Origin of the sequence: uncultured Treponema sp. (genome assembly GCF_946187725.1) — a bacterium.
Lineage (GTDB): Bacteria > Spirochaetota > Spirochaetia > Treponematales > Treponemataceae > Treponema_D.
This window is the reverse complement of the sequence record NZ_CAMHSK010000011.1, coordinates 70,066-85,253: the sequence shown is the minus strand read 5'-3', so window position 1 is coordinate 85,253 and position 15,188 is coordinate 70,066. Positions and strand designations below refer to the sequence as shown.

12 protein-coding genes are annotated in these 15,188 nt (G+C 43.7%); 8 read left to right on the top strand and 4 right to left on the bottom strand.

Features of this window, described 5'->3' with window-relative positions; genetic code table 11:
• The first annotated feature begins 5 nt into the window (after positions 1–5).
• The 5 genes from oadA (at position 6) to Q0Q74_RS06465 (ending at position 4,759) form a co-directional block, all read left to right on the top strand.
• Positions 6–2,036: a sodium-extruding oxaloacetate decarboxylase subunit alpha gene (gene oadA, locus Q0Q74_RS06485; protein ID WP_294429490.1), complete on the top strand. Its 2,031-nt coding sequence runs from the start codon at positions 6–8 to the stop codon at positions 2,034–2,036.
• Positions 2,037–2,129: 93 nt separating this feature from the next.
• Entirely contained in the window at positions 2,130–3,590 is a 1,461-nt protein-coding gene (locus Q0Q74_RS06480) for a sodium ion-translocating decarboxylase subunit beta (RefSeq protein ID WP_294429488.1), read from the top strand.
• 288 nt (positions 3,591–3,878) lie between these two features.
• Complete coding sequence (locus Q0Q74_RS06475) at positions 3,879–4,241, top strand: hypothetical protein (RefSeq protein ID WP_294429487.1); 363 nt, start codon at positions 3,879–3,881, stop codon at positions 4,239–4,241.
• 144 nt (positions 4,242–4,385) lie between these two features.
• Complete coding sequence (locus Q0Q74_RS06470) at positions 4,386–4,610, top strand: hypothetical protein (RefSeq protein ID WP_294429485.1); 225 nt, start codon at positions 4,386–4,388, stop codon at positions 4,608–4,610.
• A 26-nt stretch (positions 4,611–4,636) separates the two neighbouring features.
• Positions 4,637–4,759 (top strand): hypothetical protein, encoded by a 123-nt coding sequence (locus tag Q0Q74_RS06465; protein ID WP_294429482.1) that lies wholly within the window; start codon positions 4,637–4,639, stop codon positions 4,757–4,759.
• 71 nt (positions 4,760–4,830) lie between these two features.
• On the opposite strand, the gene Q0Q74_RS06460 is transcribed toward Q0Q74_RS06465, so the two are convergent.
• Positions 4,831–5,481 carry a hypothetical protein gene (locus Q0Q74_RS06460; protein ID WP_294429480.1) on the bottom strand — a complete coding sequence of 217 codons (651 nt, stop codon included), beginning with the start codon at positions 5,479–5,481 and terminating at the stop codon, positions 4,831–4,833.
• A 53-nt stretch (positions 5,482–5,534) separates the two neighbouring features.
• Between Q0Q74_RS06460 and Q0Q74_RS06455 the strand changes: the two genes are divergently transcribed.
• On the top strand, positions 5,535–6,170 hold the full coding sequence (locus Q0Q74_RS06455; RefSeq protein WP_294429477.1) for a DUF4230 domain-containing protein: 636 nt from the start codon (positions 5,535–5,537) through the stop codon (positions 6,168–6,170).
• A 132-nt stretch (positions 6,171–6,302) separates the two neighbouring features.
• Positions 6,303–7,604 (top strand): GGDEF domain-containing protein, encoded by a 1,302-nt coding sequence (locus Q0Q74_RS06450; RefSeq protein WP_294429475.1) that lies wholly within the window; start codon positions 6,303–6,305, stop codon positions 7,602–7,604.
• 25 nt (positions 7,605–7,629) lie between these two features.
• Here the strand turns inward: Q0Q74_RS06450 and Q0Q74_RS06445 are convergent, their stop codons facing one another.
• The 3 genes from Q0Q74_RS06445 to Q0Q74_RS06435 all read right to left on the bottom strand — a co-directional run bounded on the left by Q0Q74_RS06445 (position 7,630) and on the right by Q0Q74_RS06435 (position 12,103).
• Positions 7,630–9,420, bottom strand: a complete 1,791-nt coding sequence (locus Q0Q74_RS06445) for an ABC transporter ATP-binding protein (RefSeq protein ID WP_294429473.1) — start codon at positions 9,418–9,420, stop codon at positions 7,630–7,632.
• Between the two features lie 126 nt (positions 9,421–9,546).
• Positions 9,547–11,361 (bottom strand): ABC transporter ATP-binding protein, encoded by a 1,815-nt coding sequence (locus Q0Q74_RS06440; RefSeq protein ID WP_294429472.1) that lies wholly within the window; start codon positions 11,359–11,361, stop codon positions 9,547–9,549.
• Positions 11,362–11,377: 16 nt separating this feature from the next.
• The gene (locus tag Q0Q74_RS06435) at positions 11,378–12,103 is read right to left on the bottom strand and encodes a Bax inhibitor-1/YccA family protein (protein WP_294429471.1); all 726 of its coding nucleotides are present in this window, start codon (positions 12,101–12,103) and stop codon (positions 11,378–11,380) included.
• A 297-nt stretch (positions 12,104–12,400) separates the two neighbouring features.
• Here Q0Q74_RS06435 and Q0Q74_RS06430 point away from each other — a divergent pair, with 297 nt between their 5' ends.
• On the top strand, positions 12,401–15,187 hold the full coding sequence (locus Q0Q74_RS06430) for an ankyrin repeat domain-containing protein (protein WP_294429470.1): 2,787 nt from the start codon (positions 12,401–12,403) through the stop codon (positions 15,185–15,187).
• The last annotated feature ends 1 nt before the right edge of the window (position 15,188 follow it).

Below are 15,188 nucleotides of genomic sequence, written 5' to 3'. Positions count from 1 at the left end.
TTGGTATTTCTGAACTTGTTTTGCGTGATGCTACACAGTCTCTTCACGCTACTCGTATGACTTTGGCAGACATGCTGCCAATCGCTCCAAAATTGGACAAAATCGGTTACTGGGCTGCTGAGGCTTGGGGTGGAGCTACTTATGACTCTTGTATTCGCTTCCTTAATGAAGATCCATGGGAGCGCCTCCGCAAATTGCACGCCGCAATGCCAAACACAAAAATCATGATGCTTCTTCGTGGTCAGAACCTCCTTGGTTACCGCCACTATGCAGACGATGTTGTTGATAAGTTCGTTGAGTATGCTTCTAAAAACGGTGTTGATGTATTCCGAATTTTCGATGCTTGTAACGACCCTCGAAACCTTGAACGCGCTACAAAAGCAGCAAAAGCTACAGGAAAGCATGTTCAGATGGCTATCTCTTATGCTACAACTCCATATCACACAAAAGAAATCTACGCTGACTTGGCAAAAACATACGCTGACTTCGGTGCAGACTCTATCTGTATCAAAGATATGTCAGGTTTGCTCAAACCGTTCGAGGCTTATGATCTCGTAAAAGCAATCAAATCAAAGGTTGATTTGCCTGTTGAAATCCACTCACATGCTACAACTGGTCTTTCAGTTGCAACTCTCTTGAAGGCTGCTGAAGCTGGTGCTGATGTTCTCGACACTGCAATTTCTGCAATGGCTATGGGTACATCTCACTCACCAACAGAAACTGTTGTTGAGATGCTCAAAGGCTCTGAGTTCGACACTGGATTGGACATCGGTGCTTTGCTTGAAATCGCTGCTTACTTCCGCGACATCCGCAAACACTATGCTTCTTTGGAATCAAAATTCCTCGGTGCAGACACTCGAATCCTCAAATCACAGGTTCCAGGCGGTATGCTTTCTAACCTCGAATCACAGCTCAAACAGCAGGGCGCTTCAGACAAAATCGATCAGGTTTTGGCAGAACTCCCACTCGTTCAGAAAGATGTAGGATATGTTCCACTCGTAACACCAACTTCACAGATTGTTGGTACACAGGCTGTATTCAACGTACTCTTCGGCCGCTACGAGCGCATGACTGGTGAGTTCTGTGACCTCCTCACAGGTAAATATGGTAAAGTTCCAGCTGAACCAAACAAAGACCTCGTTAAAAAGGCTCTTGAGCAGAACAAAATGGAAGAAGCCATCACTTGCCGTCCGGCAGACAAAATCGAGCCGGAATGGGACAAAATGGTTGAAGAAGCAAAAGCAAACGGCGGTAACGGCTCTGTAGAGGATGTCCTCACATACGCTATGTTCCCAAAAGTAGCTACAAAATTCTTCGAGACTCGTGCAAATGGTCCTGTCGATGCAGAAAAAACATTCGGTCTCAAAGAGGCTCCAAAAGCGGCTTCTGGCAACGGTTCATACACAGTTACAGTCAACGGACAGAGCTACAACGTTCAGTCAAACGGCGACACAGTTACTGTTAATGGAACTCCATACAATGTTACATTCGGTGCAGCTTCAGCAGCTCCTGCCGCAGCTCCAGTTGCAGTTGGTGGCGTAGATGTTAAGGCTCCTGTTGCAGGAACTCTTCTCAAACAGTGCTTCGCTAACGGAACAAAAGTTTCAAAAGGCCAGACAATCATCATCGTTGAGTCAATGAAGATGGAGCTTGAGGTTAAAGCTTCTGACGACGGCACAATCACATACACAGTTCCAACAGGAACACAGATTACAGCTGGTCAGACACTCGCTACAATCGGCGGTGTTGTAAAAGCAGCTCCAGCACCTGCAGCTTCTCCTGCTCCAGCAGCAAGTGCAGCTCCTGTAGCCGCAGCTCCAGCTGGTGGAAAGCCAGTTAACGCTCCTGTAGCAGGTACTCTCCTCAAATACGCAGTTGCTGAGGGTGCTTCTGTACAGGCAGACACAACAGTCGTAATCATCGAATCTATGAAGATGGAACTTGAAATCAAGGCCGGTGCCGCTGGTAAAATCCACTTCACAGCTCCTACAGGCTCACAGGTAACTGCAGGTCAGGCAGTCGCTTCTGTACAGTAAAAAATAACTGTGTCATGCTGAATTTATTTCAGCATCTCTTATAAAAGAGATTCCGGGTATGACTCGGAATGACATGGAAAATAGGAAATAGAAATGATTGATTTGAACAATACTTTTAAAAAACGAGTTCTTGGAGTTACTCTTGCAATTACAGCAATTGCTTTCGTTGTAAGCACAGGCTCTAAAGTTCTTGCACAGACAGCTTCTGATTCAACAGAAACAACAGCTCCTGCTGTTACTGCAGAAGTTGAGTCTGGTCACGGTCTTAACCGTGTTATCAAGGGAACTGAGAAGTGGGGCGAAGAACACAACATTGACCCGCTCAAATTCGTTCAGAATATTGGAAAATCAACTGGTATTTACCAGATGATTAAACAGAAGAAAGTTGAGCCTAATCCGACAGGTTTCAAACCAGAGCTCAAAGAAGCTCCGGAGATTGACTGGGGTACAGCTCCTGGCTGGCAGTCACTCATCATGATTGCAGTTGGCTTCCTTATCGTTTATCTCGCTGTAGGTAAAGGATTTGAGCCACTTCTTTTGATTCCAATTGGATTCGGTACTATTCTTGTTAACATCGTTGGTGCTAAGATGGGCGACTTGCCAGACGGTATGCTCGCAATCATCTATCACGCTGGTGTAGGCAATGAGTTCTTCCCAATGCTCATCTTCATGGGTATCGGTGCAATGACTGACTTCGGTCCGCTCATCGCTAACCCAAAAACAGCTATCCTCGGTGGTGCTGCTCAGTTTGGTGTATTCTTCACACTCTTCGGCGTTGCTGTAATGAACCTCTTCGGTCTCAACTACAACATCATGCAGGCTTGTGCTATCGGTATCATCGGTGGTGCAGACGGCCCAACTTCTATCTACGTTTCTGGTAAACTTGCTCCAGAGTTAATGGGTGTTATCGCTGTTGCAGCTTACTCATACATGGCTTTGGTTCCAATGATTCAGCCTCCAATTATGAAGCTCCTTACTTCTAAGAAAGAGCGTCTTATCAAAATGCCAAACCCACGTGCTGTTCCAAAAATGGAGAAGGTTTTGTTCCCTCTCATGCTTTTGATTCTTACAATTCTCCTCTTGCCGCCTGCAGCTCCTCTTATCGGTATGCTTGCATTCGGTAACTTCGTAAAAGAATCTGGTGCTGCTACTCGTCTTTCAAAGACAATGGAAAATGAATTGATGAACATCGTTTCTATCGTTCTTTCATTGGGCGTTGGTTCACAGATGACTCCAGAGAAAATCATCAAAGGTGAGTCTGTTGGTATCATCATTCTCGGTCTTATCGCATTCGCTGTCGCAACTGCCGGCGGTTTGCTCATGGCGAAACTCATGAACGTATTCCTTCCAAAAGGAAAGAAAATCAATCCGCTCATCGGTTCAGCAGGTGTATCGGCTGTTCCAATGGCAGCCCGCGTTGCAAACAAAGTCGGTCAGGCGGAAGATCCTTCAAACTTCCTCTTGATGAACGCAATGGGTCCGAATGTCGCAGGTGTCATCGGTACCGCTATGGCAGCCGGTGTATTCATTGCAACATATGGTGGGTTGCGTTAGCACCCCACCATATGTTGCTTAACGAGTTTTTTGCAATGCAAAAAACTCGATCGCTTCGATTTTATGGTGGATTAAGATAATCCACCATACGTTGCTTTATGAGAATTTTTGCTTTGCAAAAATTCTCAATCGCTTCGATTAACGGTGGTCTCCGCTAAGGAATTCCTCACAGAGACAGGATATAACACCTTCAATCAAGCCTTTGTTAAGAGCGTGACTGAGGTGGTACTATTTGTTATAAGCGATACTCTCTGTGCGCTCTAAAGCTCTGTGAGGAATTTAAAGTCTATGAAATCACGCTTTCTGCACTTTATTCTTGCTTTTCTTCTCTTGTTTTCAGCTCCATTCGGGGCTGGTGTGCAGACGGCATTTCTTGATTCTTCCGACGACATAAAAGTCGTTACGATTCATTCTTCTAGCCGGGAACTTACCCCCCTGCTTGTAACTGAATCAAAAATCATTGAGCGAACTCTTGTCCGCTCTCAAAAAAAATCAGCGAGTACGCAGGAATTCAACCACGAATCCTTCTGTGCTTCCGCTGATTTTTCTTTTTCTTTCCCTTCTTTTACAAGCAGTACGATTCCATCTTCAAGAATCCTGCTTCTTCCAAAATCTCTTCAAACTGTAATTTTTCTCCAAACCCTCGTCTAGATTAACTCCCATTTTTTCTATTTTCAATTCTTAATTTTAATTTTTCTCGGAGTTTTTATGGCTGGAGCTATTGTAATGATTGCCATCTTTGTCGTGACGACCGTGTGTTGCATTATTTTCTTTAGATAACGACAAGGATTTTATATGAAAAAATTTTTCTCCCCGCAAATTCTTAGGGAGAGCAATGATTTGTTCGCATCGCTTATTGATTTGATTGACTCAAACTACATTCGGGACAAAAAACAGATTCTTTCTGATATTTTGTTTCGCGAGTCTTTGAAGGGCGGAAAATCGACTTCTTTTGGAAAGGTTTTCGTTCATACGGCTCGCACAAGCGGAATCTCTGTCATGCGGGCAAATCATTTGTGAACTTAAAAAATTATAGAGGTGATTTTATGTTGTTCGGACTTATTGCTATTGTTTTAATCGTTGTTTCTGCTGTCGTCTTTTCGATTCTGGGAGTTGCCGTTGACAACTTCGGCGACAAGTGCATCGAAATGATTGACAGGAAACGATAATTTATAGAGTTTTGAGATAAAAAATCCGCATGGAACATAATTTTGTGGACCGTGCGGATTTTTTTATTTGCTTACTGTGAAAAAGTCACTGTTCTAAAGCTTTTAATCATTTCTTTTGTTAGGAAAATCTTTTCGATTCCGAAGGAATGTAGGTTTTCATTCCAGTTTATTGTGATGCACAAGCCAGTTTTGCCTTTTTTATAGGATTTTCTGTCTTTATCGAGCAGTGATGTGATAGAAGTCTTTGATTTTTTTTCACATTGTCGGGCAAAACCTTCTACAAATAATTCCGCGACAAAATCTTTGAGAACTTCGCTTTGGAAATAATTGATTTTTTGACTTGGAGCGATTTTCAAGCCGGCAAGTGCTGTAAACAAAAACGAATCCAGCTTTATATAAGCTTTTGTCCTTCCGATTTTTGCCTCATAGATAAAATCGTTGTCAGAAAGTGAATCAAAAAACTCGTCCATGTTCTGCTCTGTAATGGATTTGATTGTGAGTTTTCTGATTTTGGGTTCACCAATTTTCTTCCTAAGGGAAAATTTGAAGAATTTGTAAACATTTTTGCAGACAGAATTGATTTCCTGAATCTGCTGTTCTGAGAGAAAAGGTGTTAATTTATATTGTTTATTTACTTTTTGCAATGGAACTGAAGAATCTGATTTGATTCCCATAAGTTTGTCAACTTCGTCTTGCGAAAGTGCTACCTTATCATTTGCCATGATTATATTGTATAATGGGTTAAAGCAAATTTAAAGGAAAATCGGAGGAAATCATGAAAAAAGAAGGAAAAAAATCAGCGTTCGCTAAAATCTGTAAAAGTCTGGCTTTTCTTTTGAACCCGATTCTGTTAAAAATCTTGGCGATTCTCATTCTTGCCGTCGCCCTTGTTTTTGGCGGAAAATTCGGCTGGAAAAAACTTGGTGAAATCAAAACTGAAAGAAGTTCCGCAGTCGTATTCCGGGAGCTGGTCAGATGTTCAGAGCTTGTAACGGTCAAAAATACATATTCGGACATCATTTCGATTAAAAAGACTCGGATTGCGGGATTTGCAAAAACCTTCAGCATAATAAAGTACACTGGAACGATTCGTGGCGGAATTGCAGACATTTCTGCTTCGAAAATCACTGTCTCTGACCGTGGAAAAAGCGTAAAAGTTGTGCTTCCTGTCGTAGAAGTCCTTTCAAATGACATTTCAAGCATAGAAGTCTTTGATGAAAGTAAAAGCATTTTTGTAACGATTTCCTTGAAAGATGTGATGAATGAAATCCGCTTTAATCAGGAATCTTCCTCTGCCGAAATCCTTGAAACGGGCTTTCTGAATGAAGCTGAAAAACAGGCTGTAAAAGTCGTTGAGTCAATGCTTTATGCGGCAGGATTTGAGAAAGTCAGCGTCGAGTGTAAAAAATAGAGCTTAGTGCGAAAATCGTGCGGCACTTTCGTCTGCTATTTCAGGAAATTTTAGGAATTTTTTCATTGCGAAATCAGAATTTCAGCCTTATAATTGAAAGATACCATTAGAGAGTAAAAATAAGGCAGAATAATGAAAGTTTTTCATGATGAAGAAACAAAAAAAACTGAAAGGCAGAAAACTTCAGATTTAAGCATATTGAGTTCTGTTTTAGTTGTAATTACTGTAATCGTTTTTTTTCTGATTCTTCTGATTTCTTACAATTTGACAGTCAGCTTTCGTGCAACGCGTGCAACGCTTAACCGTTATGTAGTTTGTGAACAGAGCCGTGATACAATAAAATCGAGTGCGAATGAATTGAGTGATTTGGCGAGAATGTTCGTCGTAAATCATGATGAGCGATTTGTAATCGCTTATATTGATGAAATTGAAGTTAATCGTTCCCAGAAAAAGGCAATCGAAAATCTTAAAGCCGTCTGCTCTGATAAGGATGTCGCATTGCAGCATCTGGAAATTGCGATGAAACAGGCCGACAGTCTTACTCAAATGGAATTATACAATATGCGTCTTTGCTATGATGATGATTCTGAAATTCCTGACCGGCTTCGTGAAATTAAAATAAAGCCGGGGGATTTAAAGCTTTCGAACGAGGAACGGCATAATCTTGCAATAAAGAACATCTTCAGTAACGGCTTTTTCATTTATAAAATCCGCTTGAACGAAAACTGTCTTATTACAATCCGGGAAATTTCTACAGAAATTAAGCATGAACTTGAAGAAAATACGGAAAAATTGGGGCAGAATCTTGACCGCCTTAGAATCCTCATTCTTGTTCTTCTGGTCGTAAATGCCCTCAGCGGAATCGGACTTAAAGAATTCAAGAATTTTGCCCGCTCATACAACAAAATGTACGAAATCGGCGAGCGAACAACTCAAAGCCTTTTGAAAAAGGCCGAATATGATTCGCTGACAGGAATTTTGAACAGGCGTGCTTACGAAGAAATTTGTGAAAATTCAGCAAAAGAGAAAATGTGCATGGCACTTCTTCTGATTGATATCGATAATTTCAAACATATAAACGACACTTACGGTCATGACGGCGGTGACATTGCCCTTAAAAAACTTGCTTTGATTTTAAAAGACACTTTCCGCAACGGTGATTATGTTGCCCGAATCGGCGGTGATGAATTTGCCGTCATCCTTACGAATTTCCGGCCTGAAGGATTCAAAATTGTCAGCGACAAAGTTGAATTCATCAATGAGCGTCTTGCCCACATCGAAGGCTTGGAAAATGTATCGGTCAGCGTTGGCATGGCATATTCTCCAAACGGATTCTCAGAAAGCCTCTACAAACAGGCGGACAAAGCCCTTTACGCGGTAAAAGAAGCTGGCAAGAAAGACTTCCGTATTTATGAGGATGAAGAGAATTCTTAGGGAATCATGGAGCGCCTAATCAGCATTATTCAAGTTTGAACGAGCCCATATACAAATCATAATAGCGGCCCTGTTTTTTCATCAATTCATCGTGATTTCCTCGTTCAATGATATTGCCTTTTTCCAAAACAAGAATTTCATCTGCATTTCGGACGGTGCTTAATCTATGCGCGATTACAAAGACCGTTCTGCCTTTCATCAGGGCATCCATGCCTTGCTGAATGAGCCGTTCCGTACGCGTATCAATCGAACTGGTCGCTTCATCAAGAATCAGCACTGGCGGATTTGCAACGGCAGCCCGTGCAATCGCAAGCAGTTGGCGTTGTCCTGCGCTAAGACTTGAGCCGTCACCAGTGATGACAGTTTCGTATCCGTCAGAAAGATGGCGGATAAAATAGTCTGCATTAGAGAGTTTTGCGGCTTCAATTATCTGCTGCCTGTCTGCATTCAAATTTCCGTAGCGAATATTGTCATAAATCGTTCCAGTAAAAAGATGCGTGTCCTGCAAAACCATTCCAAGCGAATGACGGAGCGAATCCTTTTTGATTTGTTTGAGCGGAATGCCATCGAAAGTGATTTCGCCCTCAACATCATCAATATCGTAAAATCTTGTAAGCAGATTTGTGATTGTTGTTTTTCCTGAACCGGTGGAACCGACAAGCGCAATTTTCTCTCCGGGCTTTGCATGAAGCGAGATATTTTTTAAGACCGGATTTCCTTTTTCATAAGAGAAATTGACATTTTTGAAGATGAATTCGCCCCGGATGTTTTTGCCAAGCTCAATCTTTCCATCATCATCCTCGATTTTTTCATCGATAGCGGCAAAAATTCGTTCGGCTCCTGCCAGTGCGTTCAGGACGGAATTGAATTGCTGGCTGACCTGTGTGAGTGGTCGCGAGAAAGAGCGCGTGGACTGCAAAAAGCTTGCGATTGTTCCTACATCAGAAAATCCGCCTATTACAAGAAATGAACCCGCGATTGCCGTAAGCGCATACTGAATGTGACTCAGATTGTTCATCAACGGTCCCAGAACAGAAACATAGCTCATCGCACTTGTTCCGGCCTTGCGTAAATCCTCGTTCAATTCGTTAAATCGGGCCATTGCTTCGTTTTCGTGCGTAAAGACTTTTACGACGCGCTGACCTTCCATCAGTTCTTCGATATAACCGTTGACTTTCCCGATATTGTCCTGCTGTCGTCTGAAAGCGAGAGCAGAGCGTTTGCCTATTTTTGCCGAAACGAGCATTATCAAGGCGATTGTGAAAAGAATAAGAAAAGTGAGTGGAATGCTTAAAATCAGCATCATTATGAAAATGAGTGAGACCTGGAAGAAAGTTGAGAAAAGCTGAGGAACGCTCATGCTGAACATTTCCCGCAAAGTGTCGGTGTCGTTCGTGTAAAGCGACATCAGGACTCCATGCTGATGGCTGTCATAGTATTTGAGCGGCAGTTTTTCCATGTGATGAAACAAGTCTTTTCGAATGTTGCACAGCGTTCGTGTTGAAATGAAAATCAGAATCCGCTCAGACCCATAGGAGCTTAATGCACCGAGAACATAAACTGTAATCATTGTGAGAATAAGCTGACGGAATCCCGACAAATCAGGATTTTCTTTGCCGATGAGAGGCAGAATGTAATCGTTGATTGTAGGTTTGAGCAGGTAAGCACCGGCAACTTCCGCAAGGGCTGCGATAACTACAAACAGAAACACGAAAACCCAAAGAATTTTGAATTTTCCCATGTACGAGATGAGACGGACTATTGTTTTTTTTGCGTGGCGCGGTTTTTGAGTTCCGCGCATTTTTGGTGGCGGCATGATTTCCTGCTTTTTTATGCAACCGTTGCTATAAACAGATTTTAAGCATTGTTATAGCTTGGTATATCTCATACGGAGATTATAACATAGGAAGATAAATACGCATAATAAAAAAAAACTCGTCATTCAGTTTTCGCTCATTTGGGATTCGTAGACTTCTCGGTAGATTGTGTTGTTTTTCATAAGCTCATTGTGCGTGCCTTTTCCGTTGATTTTGCCGCCTTCTAGCACGACGATAAAATCTGCGTCCTGAACGGAAGCGATTCTCTGCGCAATTATGATTTTTGTCGTGGCGGGAAGGCATGTGCGGAGTGCGGTTCGGATTCGGCGCTCAGTGGCACTGTCAACGGCACTTGTCGAGTCATCGAGAATCATGATTTCAGGTTTTTTGACGAGGGCGCGGGCAATGCAAAGACGCTGTTTTTGCCCGCCCGAAAGATTTATGCCACCTTGCGAAAGGTCGGTCTGATAGCCGGATGGAAATGACGAGATAAAGGAATCTGCATCTGCGGCACGGCATGCTTCGATTAAATCTTCATCGCTTGCATTCTCGTTGCCCCAGCGAAGATTTTCCGCGATTGTGCCTGAAAAAAGCACATTTTTCTGTAAGACAAAGCCAATCTTCTGACGGAGTGCGGTTAAGTCCCAGTCACGGACATCTTTTCCGCCTACGAGAACGCTTCCCTGGGTGGCTTCGTAGAGGGCTGGAATCAGGTGAACGAGAGTTGATTTTGAAGAGCCTGTTCCGCCCAGAATTCCGACCGTGCTTCCTTTTGGAATCAGAAGATTGATGTCTGTGAGAACGGCATGCTCAAGCCGACCGTCGTAAGAAAATGTCACATGAGAGAACTCAATGTCCGGCACAGATGAACACGCTTCTTCGACCGACGGGGATATTAAGGTCTCAACCTTAGGAGAAAGGGTAGCCGATTCTTTAGATGAGGCGTAGGGGAAGGCTTTCCCCTCCTTATTTTGAATTTTTTGACTGTCGCCGAGGCTTAAAACTTCCATGATTCGTGAAAGGGAAGTGCGGCTCAAAATGAACATGACGAAGAGCCTTGAAAGCATCATGAGAGACATTAAAATTTGCGTGATATAAGAGAGAAAACTGATTAGCTGACCGGGAAGCATGCGGCTGGTTATGACCATATTTCCGCCGAACCAGAGCGCGCTCGTTAAGCAGGCATAAATCATCAGGTGCATGACCGGCAAGTTCAGAATTACGATTTTTTCGGCGCCCATCTGAGTTTTCTGCAAGTCGTCTGCAATCTGATCGAATTTGGCGTTTTCATGCTCGCCGCGCACGAAGGATTTGACCACGCGGATTGCAATCAGGTTTTCTTGTACCACGCGGTTGAGCATATCGTATTTTTTAAGCATTGCCTGAAAGCGCGGGTAAACGCAAATGACGATTGCGATTAAAATTGCGGCAAGAACTGGAATCACGATGAAGAAAATGAGTGCCAGCTTTGAGTTGATTGAAAAGGCCATGATTGTGCCGAAAACGAGCATGACGGGTGAGCGCACCGCAGTTCTGATGATATTCTGATACATGTTCTGAAGGTTCGTGACATCGCTTGTGAGACGCGTGACCAGAGTATCGGTGCCGAATTTGTCCATGTCTGAAAAAGAAAACGAGAGGACTTTGCTGAATAGTTTTTGCCGGAGATTTTTGGAAAAGCCGAACGCGGCTATTGAAGAAATTCTTCCGCACATTGAGCCGCAGAAGAGGGAAAAACTTGCCATTAAAATCATCAGAAGTCCATGGCGGATTACATAGCCTGAGTCGGAATTTTTGATTCCGATATCGACGAGGCGCGCCATGACGAGCGGAATGCTTGTTTCCATTATGACTTCACCGAGCATGAAAAGCGGGGAAGTGGCTGTACAAAGCCAGTAGCGTTTTTCCATGCCCAATGTGATTTTTTTGACAAGTGTCATTTGATTCGTGTGCGGTTTATTTTTTGCGGCCGAAAATCCTTAAAAGTGCAAGGAAGAGATTGATGAAGTCGAGATAAAGCTCAAGGGCTGCCATGACAGAAACTTTCTGCCAGTCTTCGTTGCCGTTTGAGTGCTGTGCGACTTTGAGGAGTTTTTGTGAATCGTAGGCGGTAAGACCTGTGAATACGATGACAGTTGCGACTCCAATCAGAAGGTCGAGGATGCTTGTGTTGAGGCTGAAGAACCTGAACATGATGAATTCAAGCAGCGAGACGACGATGATTCCGATGAGTGCCATCATCATGTATTTGCCGAGAGTTGCGAGATTCTTTTTGGTCGTTGCACCGTAGAATGCCATGGTAAAGAACATAACTGATGTTGCCACGAAAGCGACTGCGATTGATTCGATTTTGTAGACAATGAATATAGAAGAAAGTGTGATTCCGTTTAAGACCGAGTAGGCGAGGAAGCCGATAATTGCCGTTCCGAGAGAGATTTTGCGGATTGCGGCAGAAAGTCCCCATACGAGAACGATTTCCGCGATGACGAAAATCCAGAAGCCCATCATTCGGTTGCCGTAAAGAAACTGCCCGAAAGCAGAAAGACCTGCATCGTCATAGATTTTGATTGCGGTTGTAAAAGCTGAGACTGCACTGATTAAGAGGGCGAGTCCCATCCATGCGTAAGTTTTTGTAACAAATTTTGATTTTTCAGATTCAACTGCAGAAATTGTGCGTTCCATTGAAATCCTCCTTTAAAAAGTCCGCGTTAGCGGCGTTGCACGGAAGCAACGAATTCGCAAGTTTCTGCCAATGGCAGAAACTTGGCCGTGATAAAAATTACACGGATGTAATTTTTATCATGCCTCCTAAAAACAATATAACCAAAAATCCATAAAAAATCCACACGATATAAAACTCTACATTCGATCGAAAATTCTATTCTGTGGTTAAAATCCTCTCCAAAAATTCCGATACTCATAAGGAAAAACAAGGAAGAAAAAGTTTTAGTGGGAGAAAAACTGATTATGAGAAATGCTATGAAAGTCTTACATATTTTTGCATTGTCTATCGTCCTTACGGCTTGCTCGAATACGGTCTTAAAACAGCCGACAATTCAGGAACTTATTATTCAGGGGCGTTACGATGAAGCTAAGGAAATCTTCAAGACTAAAACTGATATAAATGCCGCTGATGAAAACGGAGACACGGCCCTTCATGTCGCAGCCTGTGTAAACGAAGCTGATTTGGTCAGTTTTCTTATCATCAAGGGCGCAAACACTGAAATCAGAAACAATGACGGAGATACAGCCCTTCATGTCGCTATCAAAAACGATGCAATTGACGCTGCAAAAGTGCTTGCAATCGTTCATGGTGATATTTTCGCAAAGGACGCAGAAGAAAACACTGCTCTTGAAATCGCGCTCGAAAAAGGCCCTGAATGGTATGACGCAATGATTACCGCTCAGACTGGCAAAATTCGTGATGTTGACGGTGAATCAATCGTTCATTATTTCGTGAAAACTCGTGATGAAAAGGCAATTGACCGATGCATTCAGGTTGGTGCGCCTCTTTCTGTCCGTGACAATTACGGCCTTTCTCCTCTGGACCTTGCCTTCAAAAGTGCTGATAACTCTGCCGCAGTCAGAATCGCAGCAAAACTTCTTCTGGCAGGGGCAAAACCTGTTCGCGGCGATTATGCTTACTTTGAGGATGCCGTTCGAACCCACAACATGATTCTTCGTTTTAACGACGGTCAGACTCCTCTCCACATTGCGACAATTGACGGTCACACAGGCATAGTCGATTACATTTTGGGTGAACAGACTTCGGTGCGCACTGCGGACATTCTTGCGGCTCAGGACATTTCCGGTGCAACGCCTCTGCATGAAGCCGTCCGTTATGGCCGTGTAGACATCGCAAGGCTTCTTCTTGCAAAGGGTGCCAAAGTCAATGCAACTGATTCAATTGGAAAAACCCCGATTCTTCTTATTATTCCGGTCGAAGCTCAGGATAAAATTTACCCTCTTCTGCTGAAATATAAGGCCAGCGTTACACAAAAAGACATGTACGGTGATACGGTTCTTCATGTTGCTACAATGGCAAATGCTCCAGTCAATACGCTTTCCCTTCTCGTTGGAAACGGAGCTCTCATAAACGAACGCAATAAGCAGGGCGCGACACCTCTTTTTCTTGCGATTGAGACCGGCCATCCTGAGCAGGTAAAATATTTCTCTCAGAACGGCGCTGACATCTACGCACAAGATATGGAAGGAAACACGCCGATTACGAAAGCCCTTGAATCTGATTCAAGAAAAATGCTCGAAACCCTGATTTCTTCACATAACATTGCGTCAACTGATTCAAGCGGAAATACGGCCCTTCATATTGCAATCAGCAAGGACGCACCGATTGAGTATATCCGCTATCTCGTGGATGCAGGTTCTGATGTAAACGCACGAAACAAAAACGGTGATTCAGTGCTCTTTATGTGCGTGCAGAAAAACCGTCGTGATGCGGGCGATTTGCTCCTTGAAAAGAATGCAGACATTTTCGCGACAAACACACAGAATAACTCTCCGCTCAGACTTGCTTTGACTCGCGGCGGTGAAGTTCAGGACTGGCTGATTAATTCAAAGACTCTCAATTCAACTGACGGAAGCGGAAACACCCCTCTTCATTATGCAGCTGAATGGCACTTGAACAATGCGATTATTACGCTGATTCAGAAAGGCGCAAAACTTCAGGCTCAAAACGGAAACGGTGAAAGCGCAATTTATTCGGCCGTCAAAGGCGGAGATGACAGCCCTTCGACAATCAATGTGCTCGTTTCAAATGGTCTTGTCCTTGATTCAAAAGACAAGCTCGGTCGTGACAATCTTGGAAACACACCTCTCCATGCCGCTGTCAAATGGAACGGATTCAACACAGCCAAAACCTTGATTGCTCTCGGAGTTGATGTTGATGCTCAGAATTTCAGCGGAAAGACAGCTTTGAGTGATGCATGCCGTTCTGCCAAAAAAGACATGGCCGTTCTTTTGATTCGAAGTGGTGCCGACATCAACGCAACGGATGCGACTGGACGCACCGTTCTCATGGACGCAATTTCGAGCAGCAATGATGATATGGTTCGCCTTCTTTTAAGTTACAATGCGAACATTCAGGTTCAGGAAATGTCAGGCCGAAACGCATATCACGAGGCCGCCCTTACAGGAAACATCGGAATAATCAATATGATTCGAAAAGCGGGCGGAAATCCTCTGACTCGTGATGCCGCCGGTGATTCGCCGTTCTCACTCGTTTTGAAATCTGACATCGCAGTTGTGCAGGCCGTTTTGGGAAGCAATCTTTCAATCTCTGATTCGGACGGAAACACCCCGATTCATATTGCGGTTCAACGCCATGCAGATAAAAAGACCTTGATGCAGCTTTTGAACATGGGATATCCTGCAAGCCAGCGAAACGGAAAGGGCTTGACTGCCTTGAACGAAGCCGTTGCCGCCAACGAAAAGGCTCAGGCTCTCGTGCTTCTTGAATACGGAGCAGACCCGTACATTTCGACAACGACCGGTGAAAATGCCCTGACCGCAGTGTTCCAGACAAAAAACATGGAACTTTTGGATGCAATAGTAAAGTACAACAGTACGAAATCTGACCGCCAGGGAGACGGAATCCTTCATTATGCGGCACGAACCGCTGACAGAGAAATCGTTGAGCATCTTGTGGCAATGAAACTCGACAAAAACGCAAAAAATATCTCCGGCGAAACCGCATCAGACATGGCCAGCCGCTGGGGTCGAAAAGATATTGCGGAACTCTTGAAATAAG